At 48.4% G+C, this 14736-nt stretch carries 11 protein-coding genes; all 11 read left to right on the top strand.

Annotated features, from left to right (window positions below):
- Positions 1-8 precede the first annotated feature (8 nt).
- The 11 genes from bcd to CYJ37_RS13475 all read left to right on the top strand — a co-directional run bounded on the left by bcd (position 9) and on the right by CYJ37_RS13475 (position 14650).
- Positions 9-1103: a branched-chain amino acid dehydrogenase gene (gene bcd, locus CYJ37_RS13525; RefSeq protein WP_022544175.1), complete on the top strand. Its 1095-nt coding sequence runs from the start codon at positions 9-11 to the stop codon at positions 1101-1103.
- A gap of 130 nt (positions 1104-1233) precedes the next feature.
- A complete protein-coding gene (gene buk, locus CYJ37_RS13520) occupies positions 1234-2340 on the top strand; it encodes a butyrate kinase (RefSeq protein WP_009794975.1) in 1107 nt (368 codons plus the stop codon).
- 11 nt (positions 2341-2351) lie between these two features.
- Positions 2352-3773, top strand: coding sequence for a dihydrolipoyl dehydrogenase (lpdA, locus tag CYJ37_RS13515; protein ID WP_101550252.1), 1422 nt, complete (start codon positions 2352-2354; stop codon positions 3771-3773).
- Positions 3774-4128: 355 nt separating this feature from the next.
- Positions 4129-5124, top strand: a complete 996-nt coding sequence (locus CYJ37_RS13510) for a thiamine pyrophosphate-dependent dehydrogenase E1 component subunit alpha (protein WP_009794977.1) — start codon at positions 4129-4131, stop codon at positions 5122-5124.
- Between the two features lie 12 nt (positions 5125-5136).
- Positions 5137-6120: an alpha-ketoacid dehydrogenase subunit beta gene (locus CYJ37_RS13505; protein WP_009794978.1), complete on the top strand. Its 984-nt coding sequence runs from the start codon at positions 5137-5139 to the stop codon at positions 6118-6120.
- Between the two features lie 68 nt (positions 6121-6188).
- Positions 6189-7493 (top strand): dihydrolipoamide acetyltransferase family protein, encoded by a 1305-nt coding sequence (locus CYJ37_RS13500; protein ID WP_094767095.1) that lies wholly within the window; start codon positions 6189-6191, stop codon positions 7491-7493.
- Between the two features lie 191 nt (positions 7494-7684).
- Complete coding sequence (locus CYJ37_RS13495; RefSeq protein WP_180827356.1) at positions 7685-9544, top strand: methylmalonyl-CoA mutase subunit beta; 1860 nt, start codon at positions 7685-7687, stop codon at positions 9542-9544.
- Entirely contained in the window at positions 9537-11732 is a 2196-nt protein-coding gene (gene scpA, locus CYJ37_RS13490; RefSeq protein ID WP_009794982.1) for a methylmalonyl-CoA mutase, read from the top strand. Before CYJ37_RS13495 ends, scpA begins: the two co-directional genes overlap by 8 nt.
- Positions 11732-12853, top strand: coding sequence for a methylmalonyl Co-A mutase-associated GTPase MeaB (gene meaB, locus CYJ37_RS13485; RefSeq protein ID WP_180827355.1), 1122 nt, complete (start codon positions 11732-11734; stop codon positions 12851-12853). Before scpA ends, meaB begins: the two co-directional genes overlap by 1 nt.
- Before the next feature lie 257 nt (positions 12854-13110).
- Positions 13111-13548, top strand: coding sequence for a BrxA/BrxB family bacilliredoxin (locus CYJ37_RS13480; protein WP_009794984.1), 438 nt, complete (start codon positions 13111-13113; stop codon positions 13546-13548).
- A gap of 298 nt (positions 13549-13846) precedes the next feature.
- A complete protein-coding gene (locus tag CYJ37_RS13475) occupies positions 13847-14650 on the top strand; it encodes a transporter substrate-binding domain-containing protein (RefSeq protein ID WP_022544173.1) in 804 nt (267 codons plus the stop codon).
- The last annotated feature ends 86 nt before the right edge of the window (positions 14651-14736 follow it).

Genomic DNA, 14736 nt, shown 5'->3' with positions numbered 1-14736 from the left:
ATATTAAAATGGAACTATTCAAATATATGGAGACTTATGATTATGAGCAGCTTGTATTCTGTCAGGATAAACAATCAGGACTGAAGGCAATCATCGCCATCCATGATACAACTCTTGGACCGGCTCTCGGCGGTACGCGCATGTGGACGTATGAGTCTGAAGAGGCGGCAATTGAAGATGCCCTGCGCCTGGCCAGGGGGATGACTTATAAGAATGCAGCAGCCGGCCTGAATCTGGGCGGAGGCAAAACGGTCATCATCGGAGATCCCCGCAAGGATAAGAATGAGGAGCTGTTCCGTGCGTTCGGCCGCTATATCCAAGGGCTGAACGGCCGTTATATTACTGCCGAGGATGTAGGCACAACGGTAGCAGACATGGATATGATCCATGAGGAAACAGATTATGTCACGGGCATTTCACCGGCTTTCGGTTCTTCCGGAAATCCTTCACCGGTCACGGCATACGGCGTATATCGCGGAATGAAGGCAGCTGCAAAAGAAGCTTTCGGCAGCGATTCACTGGAAGGGAAAGTCATTGCCGTGCAGGGAGTAGGAAATGTGGCATTCAATCTTTGCCGCCATCTGCATGAAGAAGGCGCAAGTCTGATTGTGACTGATATCAACAAAGAGGCAGTTCAGCGCGCAGTCGATGAGTTTGGTGCAAAGGCAGTGAATCCGGATGAGATTTACGGAGTAGAATGTGACATCTATGCACCATGTGCCCTGGGAGCTGTCATCAATGATTCAACCATACCTCAGCTGAAGGCCAAGGTAATTGCCGGTGCAGCCAACAACCAGCTGAAAGATACTGCTCACGGTGATCTGATCCATGAAATGGGAATCGTCTATGCCCCTGATTATGTCATCAATGCCGGCGGGGTCATCAATGTAGCTGACGAGCTGTACGGGTATAACCGCGACAGGGCTATGAAAAAAGTTGAGACCATTTACAACAATATTGAAAAAGTAATTGAAATCGCCAAAAGAGACGCTATTCCTACTTATAAGGCCGCTGACCGTATGGCTGAGGAAAGAATTGAAAGAATGCGTAATTCACGGAGCCAATTTCTTCAGAACGGGCACCACATCCTTAGCAGGCGCTAACCCGGGGACTGCTGAAAAAGGACAACAAGAGCGCTGAATAATTTATTCAGCCTCTTTGATTTTAATGATATAGCAGCATATCCAGCGGCTATAATGATAGAAAGAGACAATCTGAATTGGAGGTTTAATCTTGCAGGTACACAACCATCGAATTCTCGTAATCAACCCAGGTTCAACTTCCACGAAAATCGGAGTATTCGATAATGATATATCCATTTTTGAAAAGACGATCCGCCATGATTCCGGGGAAATCAATTCATTTGAAAAAATCATCGATCAATATGCCTTCAGGAAAAGGACAATCCTCGAAGCACTGGACCAAGAAGGCATGAATATTTCCAAGCTTGATGCCGTCTGCGGGCGCGGCGGTCTTCTGCGGCCGATCGAGGGGGGCACATACGGGGTAAATGAAGAGATGCTCCGCGATCTGAGGGAAGGCTATTCAGGCCAGCACGCATCCAATCTCGGCGGGATCATTGCCTTCGAAATAGCGTCAGGCCTTAACATTCCTTCTTATATAGTAGATCCTGTCGTAGTGGACGAGCTTGAAGATATTGCGAGGATTTCAGGATTTGCCCTGATCGAAAGAAAGAGCATCTTCCATGCCCTTAATCAGAAAGCGGTAGCCAGACGGGTCGCTAAAAAGCTGGGCAGGAAATATGAAGATTTAAATCTGATCGTTGCCCATATGGGCGGCGGGATCACTGTGGGCGTCCATAAGATGGGAAAAGTCGCTGATGTGAACAACGGGCTTCATGGAGATGGCCCATTCAGCCCGGAAAGGGCAGGCACCGTCCCGGCAGGAGATCTGGTGGACCTTTGTTTTTCAGGGGACTTCTATCGCGATGAAATCATGAAAAAGCTTGTTGGCCAGGGCGGCCTTGTCGGTTATTTGGGGACGAACGATGCGGTCGAGGTCGAAAAAATGATTGAAAAGGGCAGTGAAGAAGCTAAGCTGGTCTACTCCGCGATGGCCTATCAGGTCGCCAAGGAGATTGGATCGGCAGGTGCAGCCCTATCCGGCAGGGTGGATGCCATTATTTTGACAGGCGGACTAGCCTACGGGAAGGAATTCATCAAGGATATAAGCAGCCGGATCAATTGGATAGCGGATGTCATTGTGCAGCCTGGTGAGAACGAGCTTCAGGCACTGGCAGAAGGAGCCCTGAGGGTGCTGCGCGGCGAGGAAGCAGAAAAGAATTATCCCGGCTCGGAAAAAAATAAAGCAACGGTTTAGGAGGAATAGAATTGGCACAAGAATACGACTTAGTCATACTAGGCGGAGGCACAGGGGGCTATGTAGCCGCCATCCGCGCTTCACAGCTGGGCCTAAAGACGGCAGTTGTCGAAAAAGGGAAACTGGGGGGCACTTGCCTCCATAACGGATGCATCCCGAGCAAGGCGCTCCTTAGAAGTGCAGAAGTATATGCCACCGCCCGCCATGCTGAAGAGTTCGGCGTTTTAACAGGAGATGTTTCGGTCAACTTCGGCAAGGTGCAGGAAAGGAAAAACAAGATTATTGACCAGCTCCATAAAGGTGTCCAGCATCTGATGAAGCAAGGGAAAATCGATGTCTTCGAAGGTCTTGGCAGAATCCTGGGCCCATCCATTTTTTCTCCTATGCCGGGAACCATTTCAGTTGAAATGAACAATGGCAGCGAGAATGAAATGCTGATTCCCAAAAACGTCATCGTATCCACGGGGTCCCGCCCGCGGACGTTCCCTGGACTCGAAATAGATGGAACCCAGGTGATGACATCTGACGAAGCACTCGAGATGACCGAGATTCCAAAGTCTATTATTATTGTAGGCGGCGGAGTAATTGGCATTGAGTGGGCTTCCATGCTTTCCGATTTCGGATCAGAAGTTACAGTCATCGAGTATGCAGACCGCATCATTCCAACAGAAGATAGGGAGATCTCCAAGGAAATGCAGCGGCTGATGAAGAAAAAAGGCGTTAAGTTTGCTGTTGGGGCCAAGGTCCTTCCAGAAACGCTCCAAAAAGGTGAAGAAGTGAAAATTTCTGCTGAAATTAAAGGCGAGAAGAAGGAATTCTCTGCTGAAAAGCTCCTCGTTTCTGTGGGCCGCCAGGCTAATACGGAAGGCATCGGTCTTGAAAACACCGACATCCAGATTGAAAAAGGGTTTATTTCGGTCAATGAATATTTTCAGACAAAAGAATCGCATATCTACGCAATTGGCGATGTCATCGGCGGACTGCAGCTCGCCCATGTGGCTTCCCATGAAGGAATCACTGCAGTGGAGCATATCGCAAATGAAAATCCTTCACCGCTGGATTACAGCCTGATATCCAAATGCATATACAGCTCACCTGAAGCTGCGAGTGTGGGGCTGACAGAGGATGAAGCAAAGGAAAAGGGCCATGATGTAAAGACAGGCAAATTCTCCTTCCGTGCTATCGGCAAAGCCCTTGTGTTCGGGGAATCGGACGGTTTCGTCAAAATTGTCGCTGATAAAGAAACAGATGATATCCTTGGGGTCCATATGATCGGCCCTCATGTCACAGATATGATTTCCGAGGCCGGACTGGCAAAGGTGCTGGATGCTACACCATGGGAAGTAGCTCACACCATCCATCCGCACCCAACCCTTTCCGAAGCCATCGGAGAAGCAGCCCTCGCAGTAGACGGCAAAGCTATACATGGCTAGAAATGCGGAGGCGACTGTACAGGTGCGACAAGCATAAGACGAGCAGGACGGAAGGTTGTTCTTTAACCTTCTGGCCTGATTGGCTTATGACTCGAGCGCCTAGGAGCCGGAGCTGGACAGAGAGAAAAGCGGAGGCGGCTTGCCCAGAGCCGACAAGCATAAGACGCCCAAGAATAAAAGGCGTTCTTTGCCTTTAATTCTTGGGTGGCTTATGACTCGAGGCTCTAGCCGCCGGAGCTGGACAGAAAGAAAAGCGGAGGATGCTTACCCGCTTATATCTGATTTTATAAGATCATTAACAGCAAAAAGGAGTCTCGTGCTCCTGCTACATATTGAATTTTGAGGAGGCAAACAAATGGCTGAAAATCGTCATAAAGATTTAGGGCTAAGCGATGATAAGGTATTGGAAATGTATGAGACCATGCTGCTTGCCCGCCGGATTGATGAGCGGATGTGGCTTTTAAATCGTTCAGGCAAAATCCCCTTCGTTATATCCTGCCAGGGGCAGGAGGCAGCACAGGTAGGCGCTGCTTTCGCCCTTGACACTGATAAGGATTATGTACTGCCATACTATCGCGATATGGGCGTAGTGCTTACATTCGGGATGACGGCAACAGAGCTGATGCTGTCAGGTTTTGCAAAGGCTGAAGATCCGAACTCGGGAGGCCGTCAGATGCCGGGCCACTTTGGGCAGAAGAGAAACAGAATCGTAACGGGCTCATCCCCAGTTACAACACAGGTTCCTCATGCTGTAGGAATTGCCCTTGCAGGAAAGATGGAAGGAAAGGACCTTGTAACCTTCACTACCTTTGGAGAAGGATCCTCCAATCAGGGTGACTTCCATGAAGGTGCAAACTTTGCAGGGGTCCATAAGCTCCCTGTCATTTTCATGTGTGAAAATAACAAATATGCCATTTCCGTCCCGATTGAAAAACAGCTGGCATGCGAAAATGTTGCCGACCGTGCTGTCGGCTATGGGATGCCTGGCGTGACTGTTGACGGCAATGACCCGCTTGAAGTATACAAGGCTGTGAAGGAAGCTGCCGACCGCGGCCGCCGCGGAGAAGGTCCTACACTTGTTGAAACAGTATCATACAGGCTGACACCGCACTCATCAGACGATGATGACCGCAGCTACCGTGCACCGGATGAAGTGGCTGAAGCAAAGACAAAGGATCCGATCATCACTTTTGGCGCTTATCTGAAGGAAACAGGCCTCATGAATGATGAGCTGGAAAAAGAAATCAATGACCGGGTGATGAAACTGGTTAATGAAGCAACTGAATATGCAGAAAACGCACCGTATGCTGATCCGGAACATGCGATGAAATATGTCTATGCTGAGAAGTAAGGGGGAAAGAAAATGGCTGTAATTTCTTATATTGATGCCGTAACTATGGCAATCCGCGAAGAAATGGAAAGAGATTCAAAAGTATTTGTTCTAGGGGAAGACGTTGGGAAAAAAGGCGGAGTATTTAAAGCGACTCAAGGCCTGTATGAAAAATTTGGCGAGGAACGAGTAATCGATACCCCGCTTGCTGAATCTGCCATCGCGGGTGTTGGAATTGGTGCAGCGATGTACGGAATGCGCCCGATTGCAGAAATGCAATTTGCCGATTTCATCATGCCTGCCGTTAACCAGATCATTTCGGAAGCTGCCAAGATCCGCTACCGTTCAAACAATGACTGGAACTGCCCGATGGTCATCCGTGCCCCATACGGCGGGGGAGTCCATGGTGCCCTTTACCATTCCCAGTCAGTTGAAGCCGTATTTGCCAATCAGCCAGGACTGAAGATTGTCATGCCTTCTACTCCTTATGATGTAAAAGGGCTGCTGAAGGCAGCTATCCGGGATGAAGATCCGGTCCTGTTCTTCGAGCATAAGCGGGCATACCGCCTGATCAAGGGCGAAGTCCCAGATGATGATTATGTGCTTCCAATCGGCAAGGCAGATGTGAAGAGGGAAGGCGAAGACATCACAGTCATCACTTATGGCCTTTGTGTTCACTTTGCCCTCCAGGCTGCAGAGAGACTTGCGAAGGATGGCATTTCTGCACATATCCTTGATTTGAGGACTGTTTATCCGCTTGATAAGGAAGCAATCATTGAAGCTGCTTCCAAAACAGGAAAAGTGCTTCTCCTTACAGAAGATAATTTAGAAGGAAGCATTATGAGCGAAGTGTCTGCCATTATCGCCGAAAACTGCCTGTTTGAACTTGACGCGCCAATCAAGCGCCTTGCAGGGCCTGATATCCCGGCAATGCCATATGCGCCAACGATGGAAAAATACTTCATGGTCAACCCTGACAAAGTAGAAAAAGCCATGAGAGAACTCGCTGAGTACTAAGAAAAGCGGAGGGCGCTGCCTTAGCAGCGCCGCCCATAAAATATCTATAGCAATGGAGGGTATGCCAATTGGCTATTGAACAAATAAAAATGCCGCAGCTTGGTGAGAGTGTGACAGAGGGCACCATCTCCAAGTGGCTTGTTTCTGTCGGCGATACAGTAAATAAATACGACCCTTTAGCTGAGGTCATGACAGATAAAGTGAATGCAGAAGTCCCATCTTCTTTTACCGGTGTAATAAAAGAACTGATTGCCGGGGAGGGAGACACACTTGCAGTGGGTGAAGTGATCCTGACGATTGAGGTTGAAGGCGGGAATACTGACGAGGCAGCTGGAAAAGAGAATTTCAAGACAGAAGAAAAAGCGGCATCTTCAGAAACAAAGCTGGAAGAAAGCAGTCCATCCAAGGCAAGATATTCGCCTGCAGTGCTAAAGCTCTCCCAAGAGCACGGCATCGACCTGAACCTGGTGAACGGAACAGGTGCAGGAGGCCGCATTACAAGGAAGGATCTCCAGAAGCTGATTGATTCAGGGGATATTCCTCAGGCTGAGGCAAGGCAGGAAGAGCCGGCAGCCTCACAGAAGGCACAAGAGCCTGCTGCACAGACTCAGGTTCAAGCTGAGCCGGCAGCAAAGCAGCCAGCTGCTGCGCCGAATGTTCCAGTCATGCCTGGTGATATAGAAATTCCGGTAACAGGTGTCCGTAAGGCAATTGCCGCAAATATGCTCCGAAGCAAGCATGAAGCACCGCATGCGTGGACAATGATGGAAGTGGATGTTACGAATCTTGTCGACTACCGCAACTCCATCAAAAATGAATTCAAAACAAAGGAAGGATTCAACCTGACTTTCTTTGCATTCTTTGTCAAAGCAGTAGCCCAGGCCCTTAAGGAATATCCGCAGATTAATTCAATGTGGGCAGGGGACAAGATCATCCAGAAAAAAGATATTAATATCTCCATTGCAGTCGCAACAGACGATGCGCTTTTTGTGCCAGTAATCAAGCATGCTGATGAAAAAACGATCAAAGGCATCGGCCGTGAAATCGCAGAGCTTGCCGGCAAAGTGCGGAGCGGCAAGCTGACTTCAGCAGAAATGCAGGGCGGCACATTCACAGTCAATAATACCGGCTCATTTGGGTCTGTCCAGTCAATGGGCATCATCAACTATCCTCAGGCTGCAATCCTGCAGGTTGAATCGATTGTTAAGCGCCCGGTCGTCATGAACAATGGCATGATCGCAGTCCGGGATATGGTCAACCTTTGTATGTCGCTGGACCACCGTGTCCTTGATGGCCTTGTGTGCGGACGGTTTCTGCAGAGGGTTAAAGAGATACTTGAGAACACATCAAAAGAAAATACATCTGTGTATTAAGAAGAACGAAAGGCGCTGCAGTTTAATCAAGCTGCAGCGTTTTTTGGCTTTATTTGAAAAGGGAGAACGTCCTTTGTCCTTCGTTGCCAGTTTAGCTCTTGTATACTACAATAATATTAGAAAAATAATTTAGAATATTGATGAATTTCAGTTCCTGGGAGGAGGGAAGCTGCTGTCACAAGCAGCGTTCTATGAGTTATCAAGAGATGGAGAAAATATCATTTCCCGAAAAAACGATGGAAGATTGGAAGCGGGCAGCAGAATCCGCTTTAAAAGGAAGGGCGGCAGAGTCATTAGACCGGCTTACATATGAAAACATAAAATTGAAACCGCTTTATTCTGCAGAAACATCAGCCCTTACTCCAAAATCGCAATATCCGGGGCAGGAGGATTTCCGGCGGGGCATTGAACCTCTCGGCTACAGCAAAGCTGATTGGAAAATTGCCCAAAGGATTTCCGGAGAAACTGCAGAAGACCTGAAGCAGGAGTTAAAGCGGGCGCTGGAGAATGGCCAGAATGCTATTGTTCTTCCTGTTGAAGAGCATTTCCTTGAAAGCTTTGCGGGAATACTGGATGGAGCATATAGAGAATACCCTTTTGCCATCAATGCTGCGGGCAGCCAATCCAGCATGCTTGCTGTTCTGGAAAACCTGCCGCAATCTAAGGAGATACACGGTTATATAGGAAGGGACCCGCTGGCTGAAGCTGCATCAGAGGGTCTTCCGGGAGATCAAATGGTGGAAGGGCTTTATGATGATTGGGCGGTTACATTGGAGAAAGCGGGGGCTGAGATGCCGAAGCTTAGGACGATTCTTGCCGATGCTGTCCCTTATCATAATGGGGGAGCCCATGCTGCGCTTGAAGTGGCAGCTGCAGCCGCTGCAGCGACAGAGCATGTGAGCAGACTTTTGGACCGCCATCTTTCCCTGGAGGATATACTTTCAAAATTGGTTTTCAGCTTCGCGTCAGGCGGAAACTTCTTTATGGAGATTGCCAAGCTGAGGGCCGCCAGAATTATATGGGGGAAAATCGCAGCTGCCTTCGGAGCACCAAAAGACATGCAAAAAATGGTCATTGCGGCAGAAACATCGTATTTCACAAAAACGATGGCTGATCCTTATGTCAATCTGCTTCGCTCAGGAAATGAAGCTTTTGCCGCGGTGATTGGAGGAGTCCAGTACCTGCAGGTGAGAGCATTTGATGAAGTTTTGGGGAGTTCAGGATCTTTTTCGCAGCGGCTTGCCCGCAATATACAGCTGCTTCTCAGAGAAGAGGCGCATCTTCTGAAGGTGGCAGACCCTTCAGGGGGATCCTGGTATATTGAAAGCCTGACAAATGAACTGGCGGAAAAAGCGTGGGATCTCTTCCTTCAGATTGAATCCTTCGGCGGCATGGCTGATGCGCTGGAGAAAGGATGGATCCAGGAGCAGACAAGAGAAATCCTGGAGAAAAAGAAGCATGATGCCGAGACGAGGAAGAAAAGTATAGTTGGCACAAATGTTTATGCGAATCTTGAGGATAAGCTGCCTGACAGGGGAGGCAGCCTTAAAGAGGGGGCTAACTCCGGCTGGACAATCAGGCCGCTTCACCAGGAGAGGCTATCAGCCACATTTGAGAATATCAGGACAAAGGCCCAGGAATTGAGACGCGGCGGCGGGCAATTGCAGGCGGGGCTGATTTCACTCGGGGAATTAAAGGAGCATAAAACAAGAACCGACTTTGCTGCCGGCTTTTTCGCTGCCGGGGGAATTGCTGCTGAACACAGCCCGGGTGTCAGTGGATTCCCTGATGCAGAAGCGCTCCTGAAAAGGGATTATACCTGCTATTGTATTTGCGGAACCAATCAGCAGTATGAGACGGCTGGCAAACAGCTGCTAAGAGAATTAAAGGAGAGGTATCCGGAATCGGTTGTTTACCTTGCGGGGCATCCCGATTCACCGGCGGAAGAATGGAGGGAGCTTGGCATTCATGACTTCATAACTGCCAAGAGCAATGTCTGTTCAATTCTTGGAAAGCTGCTAGAAGAAACAGAGGTGAAAATGAATGGCTAACAAACCGGATTTCAAGAGCATCAGTTTGTTCGGCGCAAGCCAAAAGGAAGCGGAATATGAGTGGAAGCAGGAGGCCGGCAGGCTGGCTGGAGGGGATGCCGGCAGCCTGCGGTTCGAGACCAATGAACATATTGGGATCAAGCCGCTGTATACGGAATCGGATATTAAAGGACTGGACCATCTGGATGATAAGCCCGGCCTTCCTCCGTACACAAGGGGTCCCTATGCGACCATGTATGTCAACAGGCCATGGACAGTCCGCCAGTATGCCGGCTTTTCAACAGCAGAAGAAAGCAATCAGTTTTACCGCAGAAACCTGGCCATGGGGCAAAAAGGACTATCGGTTGCTTTTGACCTGGCTACACACCGCGGCTATGATTCTGATCATCCGCGGGTGGTGGGGGATGTAGGAAAAGCGGGGGTGGCCATTGATTCAATCATTGACATGAAGACCCTGTTTGACGGGATTCCGCTTGACCAGATGTCTGTGTCGATGACGATGAACGGTGCTGTCCTGCCTGTTATGGCATTCTTTATTGTAACGGCCGAGGAGCAGGGTGTGAGCCAGGAAAAACTGTCAGGCACGATCCAGAACGATATTCTTAAGGAATATATGGTCCGCAATACATATATCTATCCGCCTGACATGTCGATGAAGATCATTGCGGATATCTTTGAATATACATCCCAGTATATGCCAAAGTTCAACTCTATCAGTATATCAGGCTACCATATGCAGGAGGCGGGAGCACCTGCAGACATTGAGCTCGCCTATACGCTTGCAGACGGGCTTGAATATGTCAGGACCGGGCTGAAGGCCGGAATCGGCATTGACTCTTTTGCCCCTCGGCTCTCCTTCTTTTGGGCAATTGGGATGAACTATTTTATGGAAGTGGCAAAAATGCGGGCGGCAAGGTATATCTGGGCGAAAATGATGAAATCCTTCGATCCGCAAAATCCGAAATCCATGGCTTTGCGGACGCATTCCCAAACATCGGGGTGGAGCCTCACAGAGCAGGATCCATTCAATAACGTAACAAGGACGCTGATAGAAGCCCATGCTGCGGCGATGGGGCATACCCAGTCGCTTCATACGAACGCACTGGATGAAGCCATCGCGCTCCCGACTGATTTTTCCGCAAGGATTGCCCGCAATACCCAGCTCTACCTGCAGGAAGAGACAGGCATCACGGATGTGATCGACCCATGGGGAGGATCTTATTATGTAGAATCTTTGACCAATGAGCTGATCCAAAAGGCGTGGCAGCATATTGAAGAGATTGAGAGCCTTGGAGGCATGGCCAAAGCTATTGAAACCGGTCTTCCGAAAATGAGGATTGAAGAAGCGGCTGCCAGGAGGCAGGCCCAGATTGACAGCAGGAAAGAAACCATTGTCGGAGTGAATAAATACAGGCTTGAAAAAGAAGACCCGATCGACATACTTGATATTGATAATACAGCCGTAAGGCTTAAGCAATTGGATAAGCTTGAAAAGCTGAAGAACACAAGGGACAGTGAAAAAGCTGCCGCGGCGCTTGAAGCCCTGGCGAAAGCTGCAGATACAGGAGAAGGGAACCTTTTAGATCTTGCCGTGAAGGCTGCCAGGGCCAGAGCGACTCTTGGGGAGATCTCTTTTGCTATCGAAAAGTCAGCGAGGCGCCATAAAGCAGTCATTCGTTCTATCAGCGGCGTGTACAGTTCTGCTTTTACCAATGAAGAAGAAATTGCCGAGGTGAAGAGCCTTACGGACGGGTTTCTTGAAAATGAAGGAAGGCGCCCGAGAATCCTTATTGCCAAGATGGGCCAGGATGGCCATGACAGGGGAGCGAAGGTAATTGCCACGGCATTTGCAGACTTGGGCTTTGATGTGGATATCGGACCGCTTTTCCAGACTCCGGCTGAAACAGCTCTTCAGGCAGTGGAGAATGATGTTCATGTGATTGGCATGAGCTCGCTTGCAGCCGGCCATAAAACACTTCTTCCACAGCTGGTTGAAGAGCTAAAAAAGCTGGGCAGGGAGGATATACTCGTCATTATCGGGGGAGTGATACCAGCTCAGGATTATCAATATTTATACGATAACGGGGCATCCGCCATTTTTGGGCCTGGGACGGTCATTCCTGCCGCTGCCCAGAAAGTCGTGCAGGAGATTTACAGAAAGCTTGGCTATGAGGAAGTGGCTGAATAATGAAGGACAAGAAGCCGAGCTGGCATGATGGCAGGCCGCCAGACCTTTTCTCCACTTCCCTTCGTGAGGGGAAGGAGATGGCTGCTCCCCAGCCTTTTGTACAGAAGGGCCCGAAATTCCAAAAAAAGAAGTCGGACCCTCTGTCGGCGGATGAGCTGAAGAAGGGGATCCTTTCAGGAAACAGGAGCCTTCTGGCAAAAGCAATCACGCTGGTTGAGAGCAATGCAGAGCGCCATTTCAGAACTGCTCAGGAATTGCTGCAGGAGGTTCTTCCCCACACCGGCAATTCGATCAGAATCGGCATTACTGGAGTGCCCGGGGCAGGAAAGAGCACCTTTATCGAGGCGTTTGGGAGCCTTCTTTGCGGGCAAGGGCATTCAGTGGCAGTGCTGGCTGTCGATCCGAGCTCAAGCATCAGCGGCGGAAGCATTCTTGGCGATAAAACGCGGATGGAAAATCTCTCGAGAAATCCAAATGCCTTTATCAGGCCATCAGCTGCAGGTGGCAAGCTTGGCGGCGTGCACCGGAAAACCCGGGAGACCATGCTTTTGTGCGAGGCGGCAGGCTATGATGTGATTATTGTTGAAACAGTCGGGGTTGGCCAAAGCGAAATCATTGTCAGGGAAATGGTCGATTTCTTTATGCTGCTTGTCCTGACCGGGGCCGGAGATGAACTCCAGGGGATGAAAAAAGGCATTATGGAAATTGCAGATGCCATCATCGTCAATAAAGCAGACGGTGCTAATGAACCCCAGGCACTGAAGACAAGAGAAGAATATTCACGCATTGTCCATTTTCTTCAGCCGGCTACAAAGGGCTGGGAAACGAAAGCTCATTCCTGCTCTGCCCTGACCGGCAAAGGCATCCTGGAAATTTGGGAAGAGATTAAAAGCTTTAAGGACTCTGCCTCCCATTCCGGCGTGTTCAGCCAGAGAAGGCGGGAGCAGTCGAAGGAATGGATAAACAGCATGATCATGGATCAGCTTCAATTTAGCTTCTTCCAGCATCCAGAGGTCAGAAAAGAGCTGCCGCAAATGGAAAATGAAGTGATCTCCGGCGGAAGGACGGTTGCTTCTGCCGTTGAGCATTTATTTGCTCTTTTTAAAGAGGCGAGAGAATAAAAAAGCGGCCGGTGTTCAACGGAACACCGGCCATATCTAGGGAGTTTAGGGGTATGGATCTAGCTGTACTGTTATCATTCCCCAATATCTGGCTAATAAACTTTATTTTAGAATTTTATTGGATTTTAGTGGGCGGATTTTATTGTTACTTGGCCTAAGCAGGCTTCTTTGAGTTGAATGCATTGAAAAAAGCAGCATGAAGTTGCTATTATTAGAAGAGATATCTGTCTAACTATTTATATGAGGGGCGATAAAGAATGAATATGGATTTTAATTTGTTTATGAACGATGTCGTTCGCCAGGCCCGCCAGGAAATTGTGGCAGCCGGATATACAGAGCTTACCACTCCGGAGGATGTTGATCATGCGCTGTCCCAGAAAGGCACGACGCTTGTAATGGTCAATTCTGTCTGCGGCTGTGCCGGCGGGATTGCACGCCCTGCTGCAGCTCACTCTCTGCATTATGATAAGCGCCCTGACCAGCTTGTGACGGTCTTTGCGGGGCAGGACAAGGAAGCGACAGAAAAGGCGCGGTCTTATTTTACCGGATTCCCTCCATCATCACCATCTTTCGCACTTATGAAAGACGGAGAAATTATTACAATGGTGGAGCGTCATGAAATTGAAGGGCACGAACCAATGGCAGTAGTCCAAAAGCTTCAGGATGCTTTTGATAAATATTGCGAAGAAGTTTAAGTATCATACAAGAAAACCCCTGCTGAACGCAGGGGTTTTTTTTTTCGTTCAGTAAACCGGCAAACCCTGATTTCTCCGGAAAAAAGCTATAAAACTTTTATTAAATAGTAATAATATAATTAAAATATATATTTATATTTAATTATATTATTGCATAAATATTAATATGTGTTAAAATTCATTGTAGTGAATAAGTATTAACTTAGTGTTTTTACTTGAAAAAACAGGATCTAACACTATAAAATACTACTAATTATGAAAATAATTAATTTTCTAAAAACTATAGGAGGAAAGTAAAATGAAAAAGAGTATGTTGCTGTTTTTGGTAAGTATATTGGCAGCTGGAATCCTGGCAGCCTGCGGGGCGAGTGAACAGCCGGCTTCAAGCGGCGGTGAAGCGGGAGATTCAGGATCAGATGATGAAAAGGTGCTGATTATGGGTACTTCGGCTGATTATCCGCCATTCGAGTACATCGATACTGCAAAAGGCGATGATATTATCGGTTTCGATGTTGATCTTGCAAATGCATTGGCAGAAAAGCTTGGCTATAAAGTTCAGGTTGAGGATATTGAATTCAGCGGGCTCGTTCAAGCGCTGAAATCCGGCCAGGTAGATATTGTATTGGCGGGAATGTCTCCGACTGAAGAACGCAAAAAGAATATTGACTTTACAGATATCTACTACACTGCGAGACATATGATTGTGACAAAGAAGGACAGCGGGATCGAAAAGCTTGAGGATCTAAAAGGCAAGACAGTCGGCGTCCAGCTGGGATCCATCCAGGAAGGGAAAGCAAACGACATTGCTGAAGAAATCGATATCAAAGTTGAAAACCGCAACCGTATCCCTGAGATTGTTCAGGAGCTGATGACCGGCCGCTTTGATGCTGCCATCATTGAAGATACAGTAGCAACAGGCTATTTTGAATCAAATGAAGATCTCAATGGATTTGTCATTGAAGATGAAGAGGAGCTTGGATCTGCTATTGCCCTTCCGAAGGACAGCGAGCTGACAGACGATTTCAACAAAGCCCTTCAGGAAATGAAGGACAGCGGCGAGCTTGAAGAATTAGTACTGAAATGGTTTGGCGGAGAAGAGTAATTTTGTGGCTGATGTTCAGCAGGAATTCCTGCTGGACATTTTGCATCCGCTGGAATGGACAGCCTTTCAGTCCGGGCTAGCGAACC

The sequence above is a fragment of the Bacillus sp. UMB0728 genome (genome assembly GCF_002858875.1).
GTDB lineage: Bacteria > Bacillota > Bacilli > Bacillales > Cytobacillaceae > Bacillus_AB > Bacillus_AB infantis.
Note: the sequence above shows the minus strand (reverse complement) of the source record. Positions and strands in the feature narration are given on the sequence as shown.